Here is a 14,143-nt window from a genome sequence, read left to right as displayed (position 1 = left end):
TAATATTAGTTATTATTCAGATTAAGTCACAGTTTTTTAGCTTTTTAGCATTGAGTGAGTCACTGATCAAAACTGCCTGACTATCAAAATAAAACACTAAAGTTAGTGGCTGATCAGCAGGGTTTATTCGCAATAAGAGAATGACGCTATAGTACCCATTGTTCTGCATTTCAATAAATTCAAATAAGACATATCCATATCCAAACAAGGCATAGAAAAGAATAAGCGAACTTCGGTAGGCTATGTGCATACAAAATCTGATGGATTGAGTTCATAAGAAATAGCCTAAGCAGTTTTATTTCTTATTCATCTTTATTCACCCTGTAAACCCTTTGTTTAAATTAAGGAAATGATCTTTATGTCAATAGCACAAACCGCCAATGACAACCATAGCAATGATAACAATCAACCCAAAGCTGTCAAAAGACTGGGAAAAACTAAAATCGTACCACCACATGGTAGCAATGAATTAAAGCCATTATTACTAGAAGACAGCGCACGTGAGCAAGCGTTAGCAGCAGCTAAGTCGCTGCCCAAAATTGAGCTCAGCTCACGTGAGCGTGGCGACTTAATCATGCTTGGTATTGGTGGATTTACTCCCCTTGAAGGCTTTATGAATCAGGCAGATTGGCAAGGTGTGGTTGATGAGATGACGCTTAAATCAGGCGAACATGCTGGCTTGTTTTGGCCGATTCCCATTACCTTATCTACCAGTAAGCAGCAAGCTGATAGCCTCAGTCAAGGTGATGAAGTGGCATTGGTGAGTAGTGATGGTGAGATCATGGGTATCTTAACGGTCGAAGAGACTTACGAGATTGACAAAGATCATGAATGTCAGCAAGTATTTACCACCACTGACTCTGAGCATCCCGGTGTTAAACAGGTGTTAGAGCAAGGTGAAGTCAATGTTGCAGGTAAAGTACAAGTGCTTAGTGAAGGTGAGTTTCCTAGTTTATATCCTGAGATTTATAAAACGCCTGCTGAGACACGCGCTTTATTTGAGCAAAAAAACTGGCAAACTGTGGCTGCCTTTCAAACCCGTAATCCCATGCACCGCTCACATGAATATCTGGCAAAAATTGCCGTTGAAATTTGTGATGGGGTGATGATTCACTCATTATTGGGAGCATTAAAACCCGGTGACATTCCTGCTGAAGTACGCCAAGAAGCAATTAAGACCCTGATTGATAATTACTTCAAAAAAGATACCGTCATTCAAGCAGGTTATCCACTTGATATGCGTTATGCAGGTCCTCGTGAAGCGTTATTGCATGCCTTATTCCGTCAAAATTATGGCTGTAGTCATTTGATTGTTGGACGTGATCATGCTGGTGTGGGTGATTATTATGGTCCTTTTGATGCACAAGCCATCTTTGATGAGATTGACAAAGATGCGATGCAAACTCAGCCGCTCAAAATTGATTGGACATTTTGGTGTAATGCTTGTCAGGCTATGGGGTCAACCAAAACCTGCCCACACGATGCCGAGCATCATGTCAAAGTATCAGGAACAAAACTGCGTAAGGCATTATCAGAAGATGCGCCTGTACCAGAAAACTTCAGTCGCCCTGAAGTATTAGCAATTTTGCGTCAATACTATGCAGGCATTGCCAAAGAAGATAGAGCTGAGGTTAAGTTGTCGGGTGCATCGGCTCAGTAGCATCTATTATTTTGATTGTCTAACCAATTATCTAATAGCCCGTGTGGTATAAGAGAAAAAGTACGCTTTTATATCACACTGGTATTTTAATTTTTATTGAGTTGTTTTTATATTGACGATAAATTATTGAGAGGTTGCCATTGATAATTAGCATAAAATCCTTTATGATATATATTGTTATGTTATAACATAACAATTAATAAGTTAACAACGTATTGTTTCCATTCACCTTCGATAGTAGAGGATTGTATGCAAGTATTAAGTTCACTAAAAAGTGCTAAAAATCGCCACCCAGATTGTCAGATCGTGCGTCGTCGGGGTCGAGTGTTTGTGATTAATAAAACTGATGGTCGTTTTAAGGCAGTACAAGGACGTAGTAAAAAGCGCTGATATCTGACTTTTTTCTTAGAACCTGTATTTATAATCCAAAATCAGGGGAGTTTTAAACTAAAATTGCGTAATACAAGGTAAATTTTGGGGCGAATAGTCACTCTATTTAACCCAAAATTTAACGCCGTAGTACGTCTATTTTAGGCAAAAAGCTACCATTATGGGTCGTGAATACAGGTTCTTAACTTCAATTTTAAATAATAAAATAATAAAAAAGGCTAACCATATTTTATGATTAGCCTAATTAAGTTTATTATTATTTAGCTGTTAAATAGACTTAACATCTACATCAGGTCTGAGTGTTAATGGGTTTTTCTCCATTAAAAATGCTTGCCAGCCCCAATGCAAAAAATTACGAATGTTTTGATGGTTAGTACCATTGGGGGAAGCTAACACTTCGTGATAGTGTTCCCCAAAAAGTTTTAGGGTATCTAACTGGTTTAAGTGATGTAGCTTTGCAAAGCCAAAAATTTTTGCGCTGCCTTCATTTTCACCCACATGGTTGTGTAGTTGACCATTGGTAAAACTGACTGGTGAATAGCGGTAAAAATCATCAATAAAATTGATAACATCATTAAAGCCAATTGCTTTTTTTTGTAGACCATTGAGCAGAGCGGAAACATCCGACTGTCTGATACTCATATTATCCTCATTTATTCAACGGTTAAATGGGTAGTAAGCAGATTAGGGGCGTAGTTAATATTTGTGTCTTACACAACATCCATAAAACACAAATATTTTGTTAACTTAATTGCTTAGCGATTAAAGTAATCCTCATCTTCAAACGAGGGTGCAAAGCCTCCTTGTTCTAAATGGTGCATTTGTGATTGCATCGCACGTTCATGTTGGATACGTTGGTAAATCTCTTCACGATGAACCGCAATATCTTTCGGTGCATTCACACCAATACGTACTTGATTGCCCTTCACGCCCAAAACGGTGACACTGACCTCATCACCAATCATTAAAGTTTCGCCCACACGGCGAGTTAAAATTAACATGCGTCACACTCCTTATGTCGCAATATGTATTGTCCTTGCGATGGTTGATTAAAAATCATAATTTCCATAATTTTGCCCTATAAACAGTCATTTGCCCAAATGACTTTCCATGAATAGGCGTTCTATTATAAGGTCGAACCCCAACGCTGTCACGGATTTTAACAAAACTTATCACTGTGCAAGATAAAAATAGAGCCTAAATTTTTCTTGTTATATCAATGTTTATAACATGGTTATGGTATGTAATATAGAATAACTGTACGTTAATTTCAATAGATTTAAAAAAGTGACCAATATCAGTTGTGATATTGGTCACTTATTTTAGTAGCGTGATACTCTAACTAAGATATTTATAATCTTTTATAAACCAGCTACTTGGCTTTCACCATCTTCACGGTCTAGTCCAAAGGCAGTGTGCAAAGATTTGACTGCTTTTTCAAGATACTGCTCTTTGATTAAGACTGAAATTTTAATTTCACTGGTTGAAATCATTTGGATATTAATGTTATTTTCTGCCAATACTTGGAACATGGTACTTGCCACACCTGCATGTGAGCGCATACCCACACCCACCAAAGATACCTTAACCACATTACTATCACTATGTATTTCTTTGGCATTGATATCATCTTTGACTTCGTTATTTAAGATATCTAATGCTCTATCAAATTCTGTACGATTCACGGTAAAACTAAAGTCAGTCGTGCCATTGGTTGATAGATTTTGTAATATCATATCGATTTCGATATTGGCATTACTGATTGGGGTTAATATCGCAGAGGCAATACCAGGATGGTCAGGAACACCTCGTACTACAATTTTTGCTTCATCACGGTTAAATGCGATGCCTGAGATTACTGGCTGTTCCATGTCGTCTCCTTCGTCTATCGTAATTAATGTACCAACGTTATTTTTAAAATCATCATCAAAGCTGCCATCTTTGCCTTCATCAAAGCTGGATAATACTCGAAGTGGCACTTGATATTTGCCTGCAAATTCTACTGAGCGGATTTGTAATACCTTAGAGCCAAGACTTGCCATCTCTAGCATCTCTTCAAAGGTAATTTTGCTTAGTTTGCGAGCTTTTGCCGTTACTCGAGGGTCGGTGGTGTATACGCCATCGACATCGGTATAAATTTGACACTCATCTGCCCCTAATGCCGCTGCCATTGCCACACCTGTAGTATCTGAACCGCCACGCCCTAGTGTGGTGATGTCATCTTCACTATTGACCCCTTGAAACCCTGCAACCACAACGACATTACCTGCATCGAGCTGTTGTTGCACTCGCTGCACATCGATTTTTTCGATACGGGCTTTGTTATGAGTACTATCCGTATGAATGGCTATCTGTCTACCAGTAAATGAGCGTGCACCAACCCCCAACTCTTTGATAGCCATAGCGAGCAGGGAGATAGACACTTGCTCTCCTGTGGATACCATTTGGTCGTATTCACGAGGATCAGGCTGTTTACTGATTTGTTGTGCCAAATCAATCAAGCGGTTGGTTTCACCACTCATGGCAGAGACAACGACCACCACTTGGTGCCCATGGTCATGCCAGCGTTTCACCCGCTTGGCAACATTTTTGATGCGGTCGATGCTACCCATCGAAGTACCGCCATATTTTTGTACTATCAGAGCCATATTTGTATTCCTTTAAGTTTCTCTTGAAGTGTCTTGAGAATTAGCTGTCTTGAGGAGCAAGCTTTGATTCTAGCCAGTTGGGTAAGTCGTCAAGTACTTGCGCTAAATTATCTGTTGCAGGTGCACCACCTTGGGCATATTCAGGTTTACCACCACCTTTACCACCAAGCTGCTCAGCTAGATGGCGGATAATATCACCTGCCTTAATTTGCTTAGTTAATGTTTTACTCACTGCTGAGGCTAAAGCCAATTGATTATCTTTATCCCCGATAAGTACAATAATTGCCTTAGGCAGTTTTGATTTTAGATCATCGATCAGTGGGCGGATACCTTTACCATCAATGCCTTTAACCGTGGCGATAACAACATCATGCCCAGCGATGTTTTGGATATTATCGAGTAAGTTTGCTGCTTGTGAGCTGGCAAGTTTTTGGTTTAATCGCTCAAGCTGTTTTTCAAGCTCACGCTGTTTGTCTGCTAAGTTTTGTACTCGCTGTGCAATTTCAGGACGCTTGGCTTTTAGCTGTCCTGCAAGCTGTGTCAATTGGGCATCACCTTGTTGAATGTATTTGAGTGCTCCCATGCCTGTAAGGGCCTCGATACGGCGGATACCTGCGGCAATACCAGATTCACTGGTGATTTTAAATATACCAATATCGCCCGTACGATGCACATGTAGCCCACCACACAGCTCGATAGAGAAGGGGGTATCAATGCCATCTTGATAGCGATGTGTCCCCATGCTCAGAACACGTACTGTATCACCATATTTTTCACCAAACAATGCCATTGCGCCTTTTTGCTTGGCTTCTTCGATGCTCATGTGCTCAATACGAGTGGCTTCATTGGCTTGGATTTGTTCATTGACAATTTTTTCGATGCGGTTGATCTGCTCTGGGCTAACAGGGGTATCGCATGAAAAATCAAAACGTAGGACTTCGCTGCTCACTAACGAGCCTTTTTGCTGTACCTTATCACCCACAACTTGGCGTAGGGCAGCATGTAATAAATGGGTTGCTGAGTGGTTTTTGGCACTGGCAGCACGGATTGATGACATCACTTGTGCTTCGGCAATTTGTTCGACATGAATAGAACCAACACTGACCACACCATGATGAATGATCGCTTGCCCAGATTTTTTGGTATCTTGCACACTAAACACACCAGTTTGGGTGCGTATTTCACCCATCTCACCTGCTTGACCACCACCTTCTGCATAAAAAGGAGTATGATCTAAAATGAGGATACCTTCTTCGCCCTCATTAATTTGCTTGGTAGGTTTGCCATCAACATACACATCAATGATACTGGCTTTATCTTCTTGTAGCTGTTCATAGCCCAAAAATTCAGTGGCAGCATCGGTGTTAATCACACTGGAGTAATCAACATCAAACTTACCTGCATCACGCGCACGCTGTCTTTGAGCTTCCATTTGTGTCTCAAAGCCAGCTTCATCGATGATGATATCATGCTCACGTGCAATATCAGCAGTCAAATCAACAGGAAAGCCATAAGTATCATACAATTTAAAGGCGGCATCACCAGATAAGGTATCGCCTGCTTTTAGCTGCTCAAGTTCGGTTGCTAATAAGCGTAAGCCTTGCGCCAATGTTTTGGCAAATTGGCTTTCTTCTTTTTCGATGGTACTTTCAATAAAGGCTTGTTGCTCAACAAGCTGTGGATAGGCTGCCCCCATCTGCTCGATTAAAGGCGCAACCATCTGATAAAAGAACGCATCTTGCGCCCCCAGTTTATTGCCATGGCGTACGGCACGGCGGATAATACGCCGTAGCACATAGCCACGACCTTCATTACTAGGGATTACCCCATCAGCGATTAAAAAGCTGACCGCACGGATATGATCGGCGATCACTTTAAGCGAGGCTTGCCCTTGGTTGTCAATGCCCAAAAGTTTGGCAGCAGCATCAATCAATGCCACAAACATATCTATTTCGTAGTTGCTATGTACCCCTTGAATGATGGCGCTAATACGCTCAAGCCCCATGCCTGTATCGACGCTTGGTGCAGGCAATGGATCCATAGTGCCATCTTTTTGGCGGTTAAACTGCATAAAGACACAGTTCCATACTTCAATATAGCGATCACCATCTTCTTCGGGTGTACCTGGTAGCCCACCTTCTACGTCTTCGCCATGATCATAAAAAACCTCAGAGCAAGGGCCACAAGGCCCTGTATCACCCATTGCCCAAAAGTTATCAGAAGCATAAGGCGCACCTTTATTATCGCCAATACGAATGATACGCTCAGCGGGCAAGCCAATGTCATCATGCCAATGGTTATAGGCTTCGTCATCTGTTTCATAAACCGTGACATAAAGACGATCGGCATCGAGTCCTAGCCAGTCTTTTGAGGTCAAAAATTCCCATGCAAAAGCGATGGCATCTTTTTTGAAATAATCACCAAATGAGAAGTTGCCAAGCATTTCAAAGAAGGTATGGTGACGAGCGGTATAGCCGACATTATCTAGATCATTATGTTTGCCCCCAGCACGTACACACTTTTGCGCACTGACAGCACGGCTATAATCACGTTTATCAATACCCAAAAAGCAGTCTTTAAACTGATTCATGCCCGCATTGGTAAATAGTAATGTGGGATCATTGTGTGGGATCAAGCTGGCAGAGGGCACATGCGTGTGCTGCTTGCTTTGAAAATACTCAATAAAGGCTTGGCGAATGTCGGCGCTGCGATATGGCTGAGTCACGATGGTTGTTCCTTACAGTACATTAAAGATAATTGTTTATATTACCTATTATGACTGATTGTTAGTTAAGTGGTACTGGTTGCATTTTTTAACTTGGCGATTAAAGTTGTCAGTGAACTGGCAAAACTCATTTGTTACATAATGCGTAAGAGGATAATTGCAAATCAGCGATTTTAGCACAGTTTTAGCTTGGGTTTCACGCCCATCGTTATTGTTGTTGTCAGTCGCCTTGTTTTGATGGATACAAAACTAGTTTTCATTAGATAAAATAGCCGCATCTGTTTGGTCAATTTGTTCGATAGAGGTAGGATCAGCTTCGATGACCACAACAGGTAGATAACGAAGTTGAAGATGAACAGGTAAAAAATTGGAATAGTTGTTATTAATCTTATCAGTAATTTGTTGCTCTAGCTTTTTAACATCAGCAGGAGTAGGACGGGTTACTCCACGAATGACCGCTCTGATCACTTGATGATTGTCTCGGTTGACAAATTGTGTGGCAGCAAGTACATCCCCTTTATCAATAAAATAATTAGTCAGTATTGTGTTGACATCATTTTCAAAACGCTGTGTCCGAGCAATGGTATTTAGGTTGACTGATAAGTAAATACCCAAGCCAAAAAGTAATAATAAGGGCACAGCATTACGGCGCAAAAATGCCATGGATGTGCTTTTTTTATAGTCATCTTTGACCAGACGGCGAAAGCCAGTAAACCATAAAACCATCGCGTTGGTAAATTGAATGGCGATGATATTGGTGAATGCCAGTAGTAGGGCACCAAATGCTAATGACATCTCACCATTGGCAAAAAGTATACCACTGGCAGCCAGAGGTGGCACTAATGCGGTTGCCACTGCTACCCCAACAACAGCGACGGATAGGTGAGGGGAGATGATGGCGTATGCGCCAGCTGTACCACCTGCCAAAGCAATCATTAAGTCCATAGAGGTGGGTTGCGTACGAGACAAAATCTCATTGGTCAGCGGTTGACCTTGATGTAGCAGTCCGATAATAAATCCTATAAATACCACCATAATACCGCCAGCTAGTACGGTTAAGAGGGATTTTTTTAAAAATGGCATGCGATAATCTATGATGGCAAGTGCCACACCACTAATAGGGCCTAACATCATTGCCACCAGCATTGCCCCAATGACCACCGCAGCAGAATTTACAACCAGACCATAGCTGGCAATGACCGCAGACAGCGCATTCATAATAAAATACATACGACTGGGAAGGGCATTGGCTTCAATATTGATGCGAATTTTTTGATAGTCAATTTTTGTATTGCTGGCTTGCTCGGCAACAAACTGTTTATAAGATTCAAGCTTTGCTTCTTTTTCTTCTTTTAATGTTTCGTCATCTTTTGGTTCGGTTGAGTCTTGAGGTTCTTGTGGCAGTTTATGAGCTTCTTTTTTAGATGGTGTGGTTTTGATGCTGTTTGAGGCAGATGAGTGTGTGCTGGTGATGTCGGTGTCTGCTTTAAAGGATTCAGTGTTGTGATTTTCCTCTATCAGGTTGTGTTTTATAGCGTCATGATTTGATGGGTTGTTTGTATTATTAACGTTCGACTCGGTAGTAAGCTCTGTGTTATCTGTATTTTGTATGGTTTGTGGTGCGACAGTGTCATTTTCATTTAACTGCTCAACCCTACCTTCATCATCAACAGTGACAATGGCAATATCTTTATCTTCAGTTGTGTTAGCTTCTGCTGCTTTTGCTATATCCGTATCGTTGGTGGTGATATTGCTGGCATGGGTTGATTGCTGTGATTTATTAGAGTGGCTCATAGGTAGGTGATACCAAAAAAATATAGGTTGGCATAATGTACTGAAATTTGTATAAAAAATCTATCAAACTTTTTGCAGCTTATCGTAAGAGTTGTAGGTTAAGTTGGTATGCACAAAGAAAAAAAGGTAGGGAAGGCTACAGATAAATAGATTTTATCAATAAAGCGTGTGTACTAGTGGTATTGGGATAGATAACTGATTGCAAATATACAAGTGTGGCACATTAAGTTGACTGTTAAATCGAAAATAAATTACTGATTTATAATCTCCCTAATAATAACATGGTTTTTAAATATTGTCATCGTGATTGTGTGGGATCAGCGTGTGTATTAATTGCTTAACAATTAGACATATATCAGATATAAAGTAACTATATTTGTAATATCCACACAAATCATAAGGAAATTATCATCATGAAATCATTAAACTTCCCTCTTTTTAGTATGATGTATTCTATTGCTAGCACAGTCATCATTGGTGTGCTGATGATAGTTGCATTGGTGATTGGATATGATGACATTCCAGATATCATCATGGTAGCCGTTGTTGGTGCTGTGATAGCATTACCTGTTGGTTTTGTAGCGACCAAAAAGGTCGGTAGTATTGGTAATAATAAGTCGGAATAGCAGATAACTAAGAGATTATTATTGAGATTAGTGTCATCAAAAAAGACTCTTCTAAGCTTTTGATTGCTTTGGCGAGTCTTATACGCTACCTTTTAGCTATCTCATAATAAGTTCACTTTGTTATTAATTTAGTAGCAGTTAAACAAAACCTTGCTCCATTGTCGCATAAGGCTTGCCAGTCTCATCAAATAGCATGGTACCACAGCTATCACAAAGCCCTTCTGATGGCGGGGGGTCATTGACATCTAGTACCCAAATACCTGCCATATTAGATTGGCAGTCTGGGTCTGGACAATGTAGACAATAAAGTATTTCGCGTTTTTTACGCTCACCAAATTTGCGAAAATAACAGTCATGAGGAAACTGCATTTGTTTGAGCTTGCTCAAGTAGGTTTTTTTGGTGATACTCAATAGATAAGTGTCAGAATAAGTAACAAATTCTGCAATGACCATTTTATGTGGTGATAGTAATTTTTGGTACTGTTTAATCAGCAAAATAATATAATCACCTCGCTGTAGTTTTTTCTTTTTAAGTTTAGTGGCAATCTGTTTTTGTACTTGCTCGTTATCAATAGCAAAGTTAATGCCAAAAAAATTCAGTTGTTGGTTAATATAACAAGCAAGATCACCCTCATTATCTTCCCCTGACCAATCAACCACCATCATCAACTCTTTCTCTATTAAAAAATCCAAAAACTGGTTAAAATCCATGTTTTCTATTTTTTCTATCAATGCTGGCTTAGCAAAGATTTGCTTAAACTGTTTTGCTGAGGTTAGGTTTTTGATAACGTCTAGTTTTTGGTTTATCAAGATGTTGTTATTCATGTGGTATTATTAACTCAAATTTCATTATTGATGGTACTAAAGTTTTACTCATGCACCCATACTCCATTATATCCAACAAAGTAGGTGTGCGTGTCTTCAACCTCGATGTTATAAACATAATCTGTAAAGGCAGTGGACGTTGCATTGATATCTGTATCCCAATCTGGGGTTAGGTAGTCGTCCCACAGCTTGGAGTACCTAACAATGTCTGCATGATGTTCGGGATTGTCTTTGTCCAAAAATTTATAGGCTGCCCACGGTTTATCAGGCGCTTTGGATAAAAAGCCATCCCAACCAATGTAATGCTTTTTATCATTGCTATAAATCTCTACTGGCTCTCCACTACTAAAGTCCACAACGCCCATTGGTATATAGTTTGGACCACCTTCGTCGCCATCTGAATCTATCATATATAAGGCGACATTGGGATCACTGGTTGCAATTAAATAAGCGCCACCCACCCCATACGGATCTTTGCCAAATACTCTTTCTTCGTATCTACCACGTATTTTACATGGATGTCCTATACCATCTATAAAAGGATACAAGCATTCGACATGGTCACTCCAATTAATATGTCGGGCTGCCAGCCAACGAGGTTTGCCCACTCTATGGATGTGCGTCCAAAACGGATGCTCTTGGGTACAGTAGATACCTTGTACTGGTGTCATAATGGGTTTTTTGTCTGCTGACTTCATGGTGCGAATAACACGGCTATAAACCAGCTCACCCTCTCCTGTTTCGGACTTAGACAGCACCATGTCGTTCACTTTGATATCTTGAATGGGCACTAAGCCTTTATCCGTATGTACTAGCGTGCCTGCAACAAAACTCATATTCTTTCCTTGATTGATTTTACTCATGCACCCACACCCTATCATGCCCGACAAAGTAGGTATGATGGTCAGCAACCTCGATGTTGTAGACGTAATCCTCGTAGGGGTTGGGACAGTCATCGGTATAGCGTTGCATCTGCTCGTGCAGGCTGGTCTCTGTTAGCCCTGTGGCATCACCATACTTTTCAAGGTTTCTGATGGCTTGTTTGTACAAGCTTTCAATACCAATTTTATTTTCAGAGACAACTTTACCCTTCTCATCCATTAGAGGCGAGTTCATATGATCTATAAATTTAGTGACACTGTGCGTATTAGGATCGATATCTTGGTCTAACCTAGTGCTTAATGTGGCATATAATTGGTAATCTACCAAAAATGGTGCATTTTCATTAATAAGATGCTTGGCATCAGATGTACGTAAACTCAATGTTTTGACCTGTTGCCTAAAAGCGTTTTCTGTCTCTGCCAAACTGACAAAATGATAGCCAGTGTCAGTAAATTCTACAAACTCAGCGCCCGCAGCATCATTCCAACCGTCATCATGCTCTTCAACGTGTTGCACATAGGCACAACCTGCAGGGAAGTTGGGTAAGGTACGTACTGGCATGATGGCATAGTCGCTCAATTCTATTTCATCACCATGCGCAGAGGTCAGATGAGCGGGTGGCAGATTGGCAGCACCAAACCATTCGCCTTGCAAATCCGCATTGGCATCACTGACAGGCTGCATGGTGACCCAAAAGGGGTGGTTGTCGGTACAAAATATGTAGTTCAGCCCTTTTTCACCACGTTCGGCAGCGGTGACGTTATAGTACTCAATCTTGTAGATGTACTCTTTTACAGGTGATTTAAAGGTGCTGAGCACAGGTTTATATTCAAGCTCACCATTACCATTTTCAGGCTTTGACAACACAAGGTCGCCAACTTTAATATTCTGTATAGGCACTAAGCCTTTATCCGTATGTACTAGCGTGCCTGCAACAAAACTCATATTCTTTCCTTGATTGATTTTACTCATGCACCCACACCCCATCATGCCCGACAAAGTAGGTATGATGGTCGGCGACTTCTAAATTGTAAACATAAGCCTTATATGGGTTGGGGCAGTCATCGGTATAGCGTTGCATACTCAAATGCACACTATCGCCATAATCGGCACCCAAATCAATGCCATACTTCTCCATCCTATTTACTACCTTTTTAAAGCCCGCTTCATCAAAAATGTGCGTGTCTCTAACAACCTTGCCGTCGATAACAAAAGGCGAGTACATCTTGTTGAGGTAGATTTCTTTTGAGCGATAATACGGACTGATATCTTGTTTTAATAACACATCAAGTTTTTGAAAGCGCTCAGGCGCTGTTTTGATGGGTTCGTATTGACTTAACCGTGTCACTGGGTCTATGGCTCTCAACTCACAAAAAGCTTCTCTTATTGACTTTCGCTCCTTGGCATCTTCACTTAGGCTGATAAAATGATAGTCTGTATCGGTCAGTTGCAGATACATCACATCGTAAGTTGAGTCTTCGTATTGCCAACTGTCGTGCTCTTCAATCGACTGGGTATAAGCACACCCCTGCGGGAAGTGGGCTAAGGTACGCACGGGCAAAAACGAGTAGTCACTTAATGCCAAGACATCACCGTTGACAGCTTGCAAATAGCCTGCGGGCAGGGCAAAAGCAGGTAACCATTCGCCCTCATTGGCATTTGGCATTCTGGTCACCCAAAATGGATGGTTTTGGTTACATAGCAAAAAGTGAAATGCGTTGTCTTCTTCGGCAGTCTCGTTATGGTATTCAACCTTATATATCTCTTCTTTGTGAGTGGACTTAAAAGTGCTAAGTACAGGCTTATATTCTACCTGACCACTACCGTTCTCAGACTTTGATAACACAAGGTCACCAACTTTAATATCCTGTATTGGTACTAAACCCTTATCTGTATGTACTAGCGTTCCTGCAACAAATCCTGAATTATTCACCAAATTTCCTTTTTATTTATAGTAGGCAGACTGTTATATTTCAATTACCACATTCCAGTCGCTAATATTGACCTCAATACAATTATTACCCTCACCACCAACACGGTCAACCACCAAAAATGCACACTCTTTTTCTAGGGCTAATAATGGGTGGTGCCAGACACCTGCGTCATATTGTACCCCTTGATAAGACTTGGCATAAAATACCGCCAAATCATCGGCAGATTTGGGAGCATCACCTGCTTTGGCAACCACCACCACATAATCTAAGCCATTCATCGAAAAAAACGCCTGTGAGCCTAATGGGTGATACTCCATCACTGATAAGGCAATCGGTACAGTGCGAGGCTTGGCAACAAAAATGCTTAATCCTGCATTGCCACCATCGGTAAACACTTCGGCAATACGATGATGACGGGTGGCATAGCCATTGTTAATAACAAAGGTGTTTTTATCGGTTTGCTGATGGTCATCATAAGGCTCAATTACTGTACCATAAGGGGCAAAGGCTTGTTTGGTTAATGGCTGGGCAGTTAGTGTTATGGTCATAGATTACCTTGCTGATTTGTTTTAATTAAAACTTCTTCTCCCTTAATCTAATCCCTCCCCCTAGCCCCCTCCCAGTGGGAGGGGGAACAGTTCCCTCCACCTTTGGGGGAG

The 14,143-nt window shown here is 40.9% G+C and carries 13 protein-coding genes; 3 read left to right on the top strand and 10 right to left on the bottom strand.

Annotated elements, in window-relative coordinates; translation table 11 throughout:
* Positions 1-358: 358 nt before the first annotated feature.
* On the top strand, positions 359-1,660 hold the full coding sequence (sat, locus tag FHK89_RS09895) for a sulfate adenylyltransferase (protein WP_230659549.1): 1,302 nt from the start codon (positions 359-361) through the stop codon (positions 1,658-1,660).
* 249 nt (positions 1,661-1,909) lie between these two features.
* Entirely contained in the window at positions 1,910-2,050 is a 141-nt protein-coding gene (gene ykgO, locus FHK89_RS09890; protein ID WP_230659546.1) for a type B 50S ribosomal protein L36, read from the top strand.
* A gap of 267 nt (positions 2,051-2,317) precedes the next feature.
* On the opposite strand, the gene FHK89_RS09885 is transcribed toward ykgO, so the two are convergent.
* The 5 genes from FHK89_RS09885 to FHK89_RS09865 all read right to left on the bottom strand — a co-directional run bounded on the left by FHK89_RS09885 (position 2,318) and on the right by FHK89_RS09865 (position 9,217).
* On the bottom strand, positions 2,318-2,692 hold the full coding sequence (locus tag FHK89_RS09885; RefSeq protein WP_230659544.1) for a HopJ type III effector protein: 375 nt from the start codon (positions 2,690-2,692) through the stop codon (positions 2,318-2,320).
* Between the two features lie 113 nt (positions 2,693-2,805).
* Positions 2,806-3,051 (bottom strand): carbon storage regulator CsrA, encoded by a 246-nt coding sequence (gene csrA / locus FHK89_RS09880; RefSeq protein WP_442966580.1) that lies wholly within the window; start codon positions 3,049-3,051, stop codon positions 2,806-2,808.
* Positions 3,052-3,411: 360 nt separating this feature from the next.
* Positions 3,412-4,698, bottom strand: a complete 1,287-nt coding sequence (locus FHK89_RS09875) for an aspartate kinase (protein WP_230659542.1) — start codon at positions 4,696-4,698, stop codon at positions 3,412-3,414.
* 40 nt (positions 4,699-4,738) lie between these two features.
* Complete coding sequence (gene alaS / locus FHK89_RS09870) at positions 4,739-7,423, bottom strand: alanine--tRNA ligase (RefSeq protein WP_230659540.1); 2,685 nt, start codon at positions 7,421-7,423, stop codon at positions 4,739-4,741.
* A 249-nt stretch (positions 7,424-7,672) separates the two neighbouring features.
* A complete protein-coding gene (locus FHK89_RS09865) occupies positions 7,673-9,217 on the bottom strand; it encodes a TIGR00341 family protein (protein ID WP_230659538.1) in 1,545 nt (514 codons plus the stop codon).
* Between the two features lie 413 nt (positions 9,218-9,630).
* On the opposite strand from FHK89_RS09865, the gene FHK89_RS09860 reads away from it, so the two are divergent.
* Positions 9,631-9,843 (top strand): hypothetical protein, encoded by a 213-nt coding sequence (locus FHK89_RS09860; protein WP_230659537.1) that lies wholly within the window; start codon positions 9,631-9,633, stop codon positions 9,841-9,843.
* A 138-nt stretch (positions 9,844-9,981) separates the two neighbouring features.
* Here the strand turns inward: FHK89_RS09860 and FHK89_RS09855 are convergent, their stop codons facing one another.
* The 5 genes from FHK89_RS09855 to FHK89_RS09835 are packed head-to-tail and all read right to left on the bottom strand — an operon-like array spanning position 9,982 to position 14,032.
* Positions 9,982-10,668 carry a DUF6630 family protein gene (locus FHK89_RS09855; RefSeq protein ID WP_230659535.1) on the bottom strand — a complete coding sequence of 229 codons (687 nt, stop codon included), beginning with the start codon at positions 10,666-10,668 and terminating at the stop codon, positions 9,982-9,984.
* Positions 10,669-10,712: 44 nt separating this feature from the next.
* Positions 10,713-11,531 (bottom strand): hypothetical protein, encoded by an 819-nt coding sequence (locus FHK89_RS09850; RefSeq protein ID WP_230659533.1) that lies wholly within the window; start codon positions 11,529-11,531, stop codon positions 10,713-10,715.
* Positions 11,524-12,495, bottom strand: coding sequence for a Hint domain-containing protein (locus tag FHK89_RS09845; RefSeq protein WP_230659531.1), 972 nt, complete (start codon positions 12,493-12,495; stop codon positions 11,524-11,526). Before FHK89_RS09845 ends, FHK89_RS09850 begins: the two co-directional genes overlap by 8 nt.
* Positions 12,496-12,514: 19 nt before the next feature.
* Positions 12,515-13,483 carry a polymorphic toxin-type HINT domain-containing protein gene (locus FHK89_RS09840; protein WP_230659529.1) on the bottom strand — a complete coding sequence of 323 codons (969 nt, stop codon included), beginning with the start codon at positions 13,481-13,483 and terminating at the stop codon, positions 12,515-12,517.
* 33 nt (positions 13,484-13,516) lie between these two features.
* Positions 13,517-14,032 (bottom strand): ureidoglycolate lyase, encoded by a 516-nt coding sequence (locus FHK89_RS09835; protein WP_227429488.1) that lies wholly within the window; start codon positions 14,030-14,032, stop codon positions 13,517-13,519.
* Positions 14,033-14,143: the final 111 nt, after the last annotated feature.

Origin of the sequence: Psychrobacter sp. I-STPA10 (genome assembly GCF_021012795.1) — a bacterium.
Classification (GTDB): domain Bacteria; phylum Pseudomonadota; class Gammaproteobacteria; order Pseudomonadales; family Moraxellaceae; genus Psychrobacter.
This window is presented reverse-complemented; position numbering and strand designations above follow the sequence as displayed.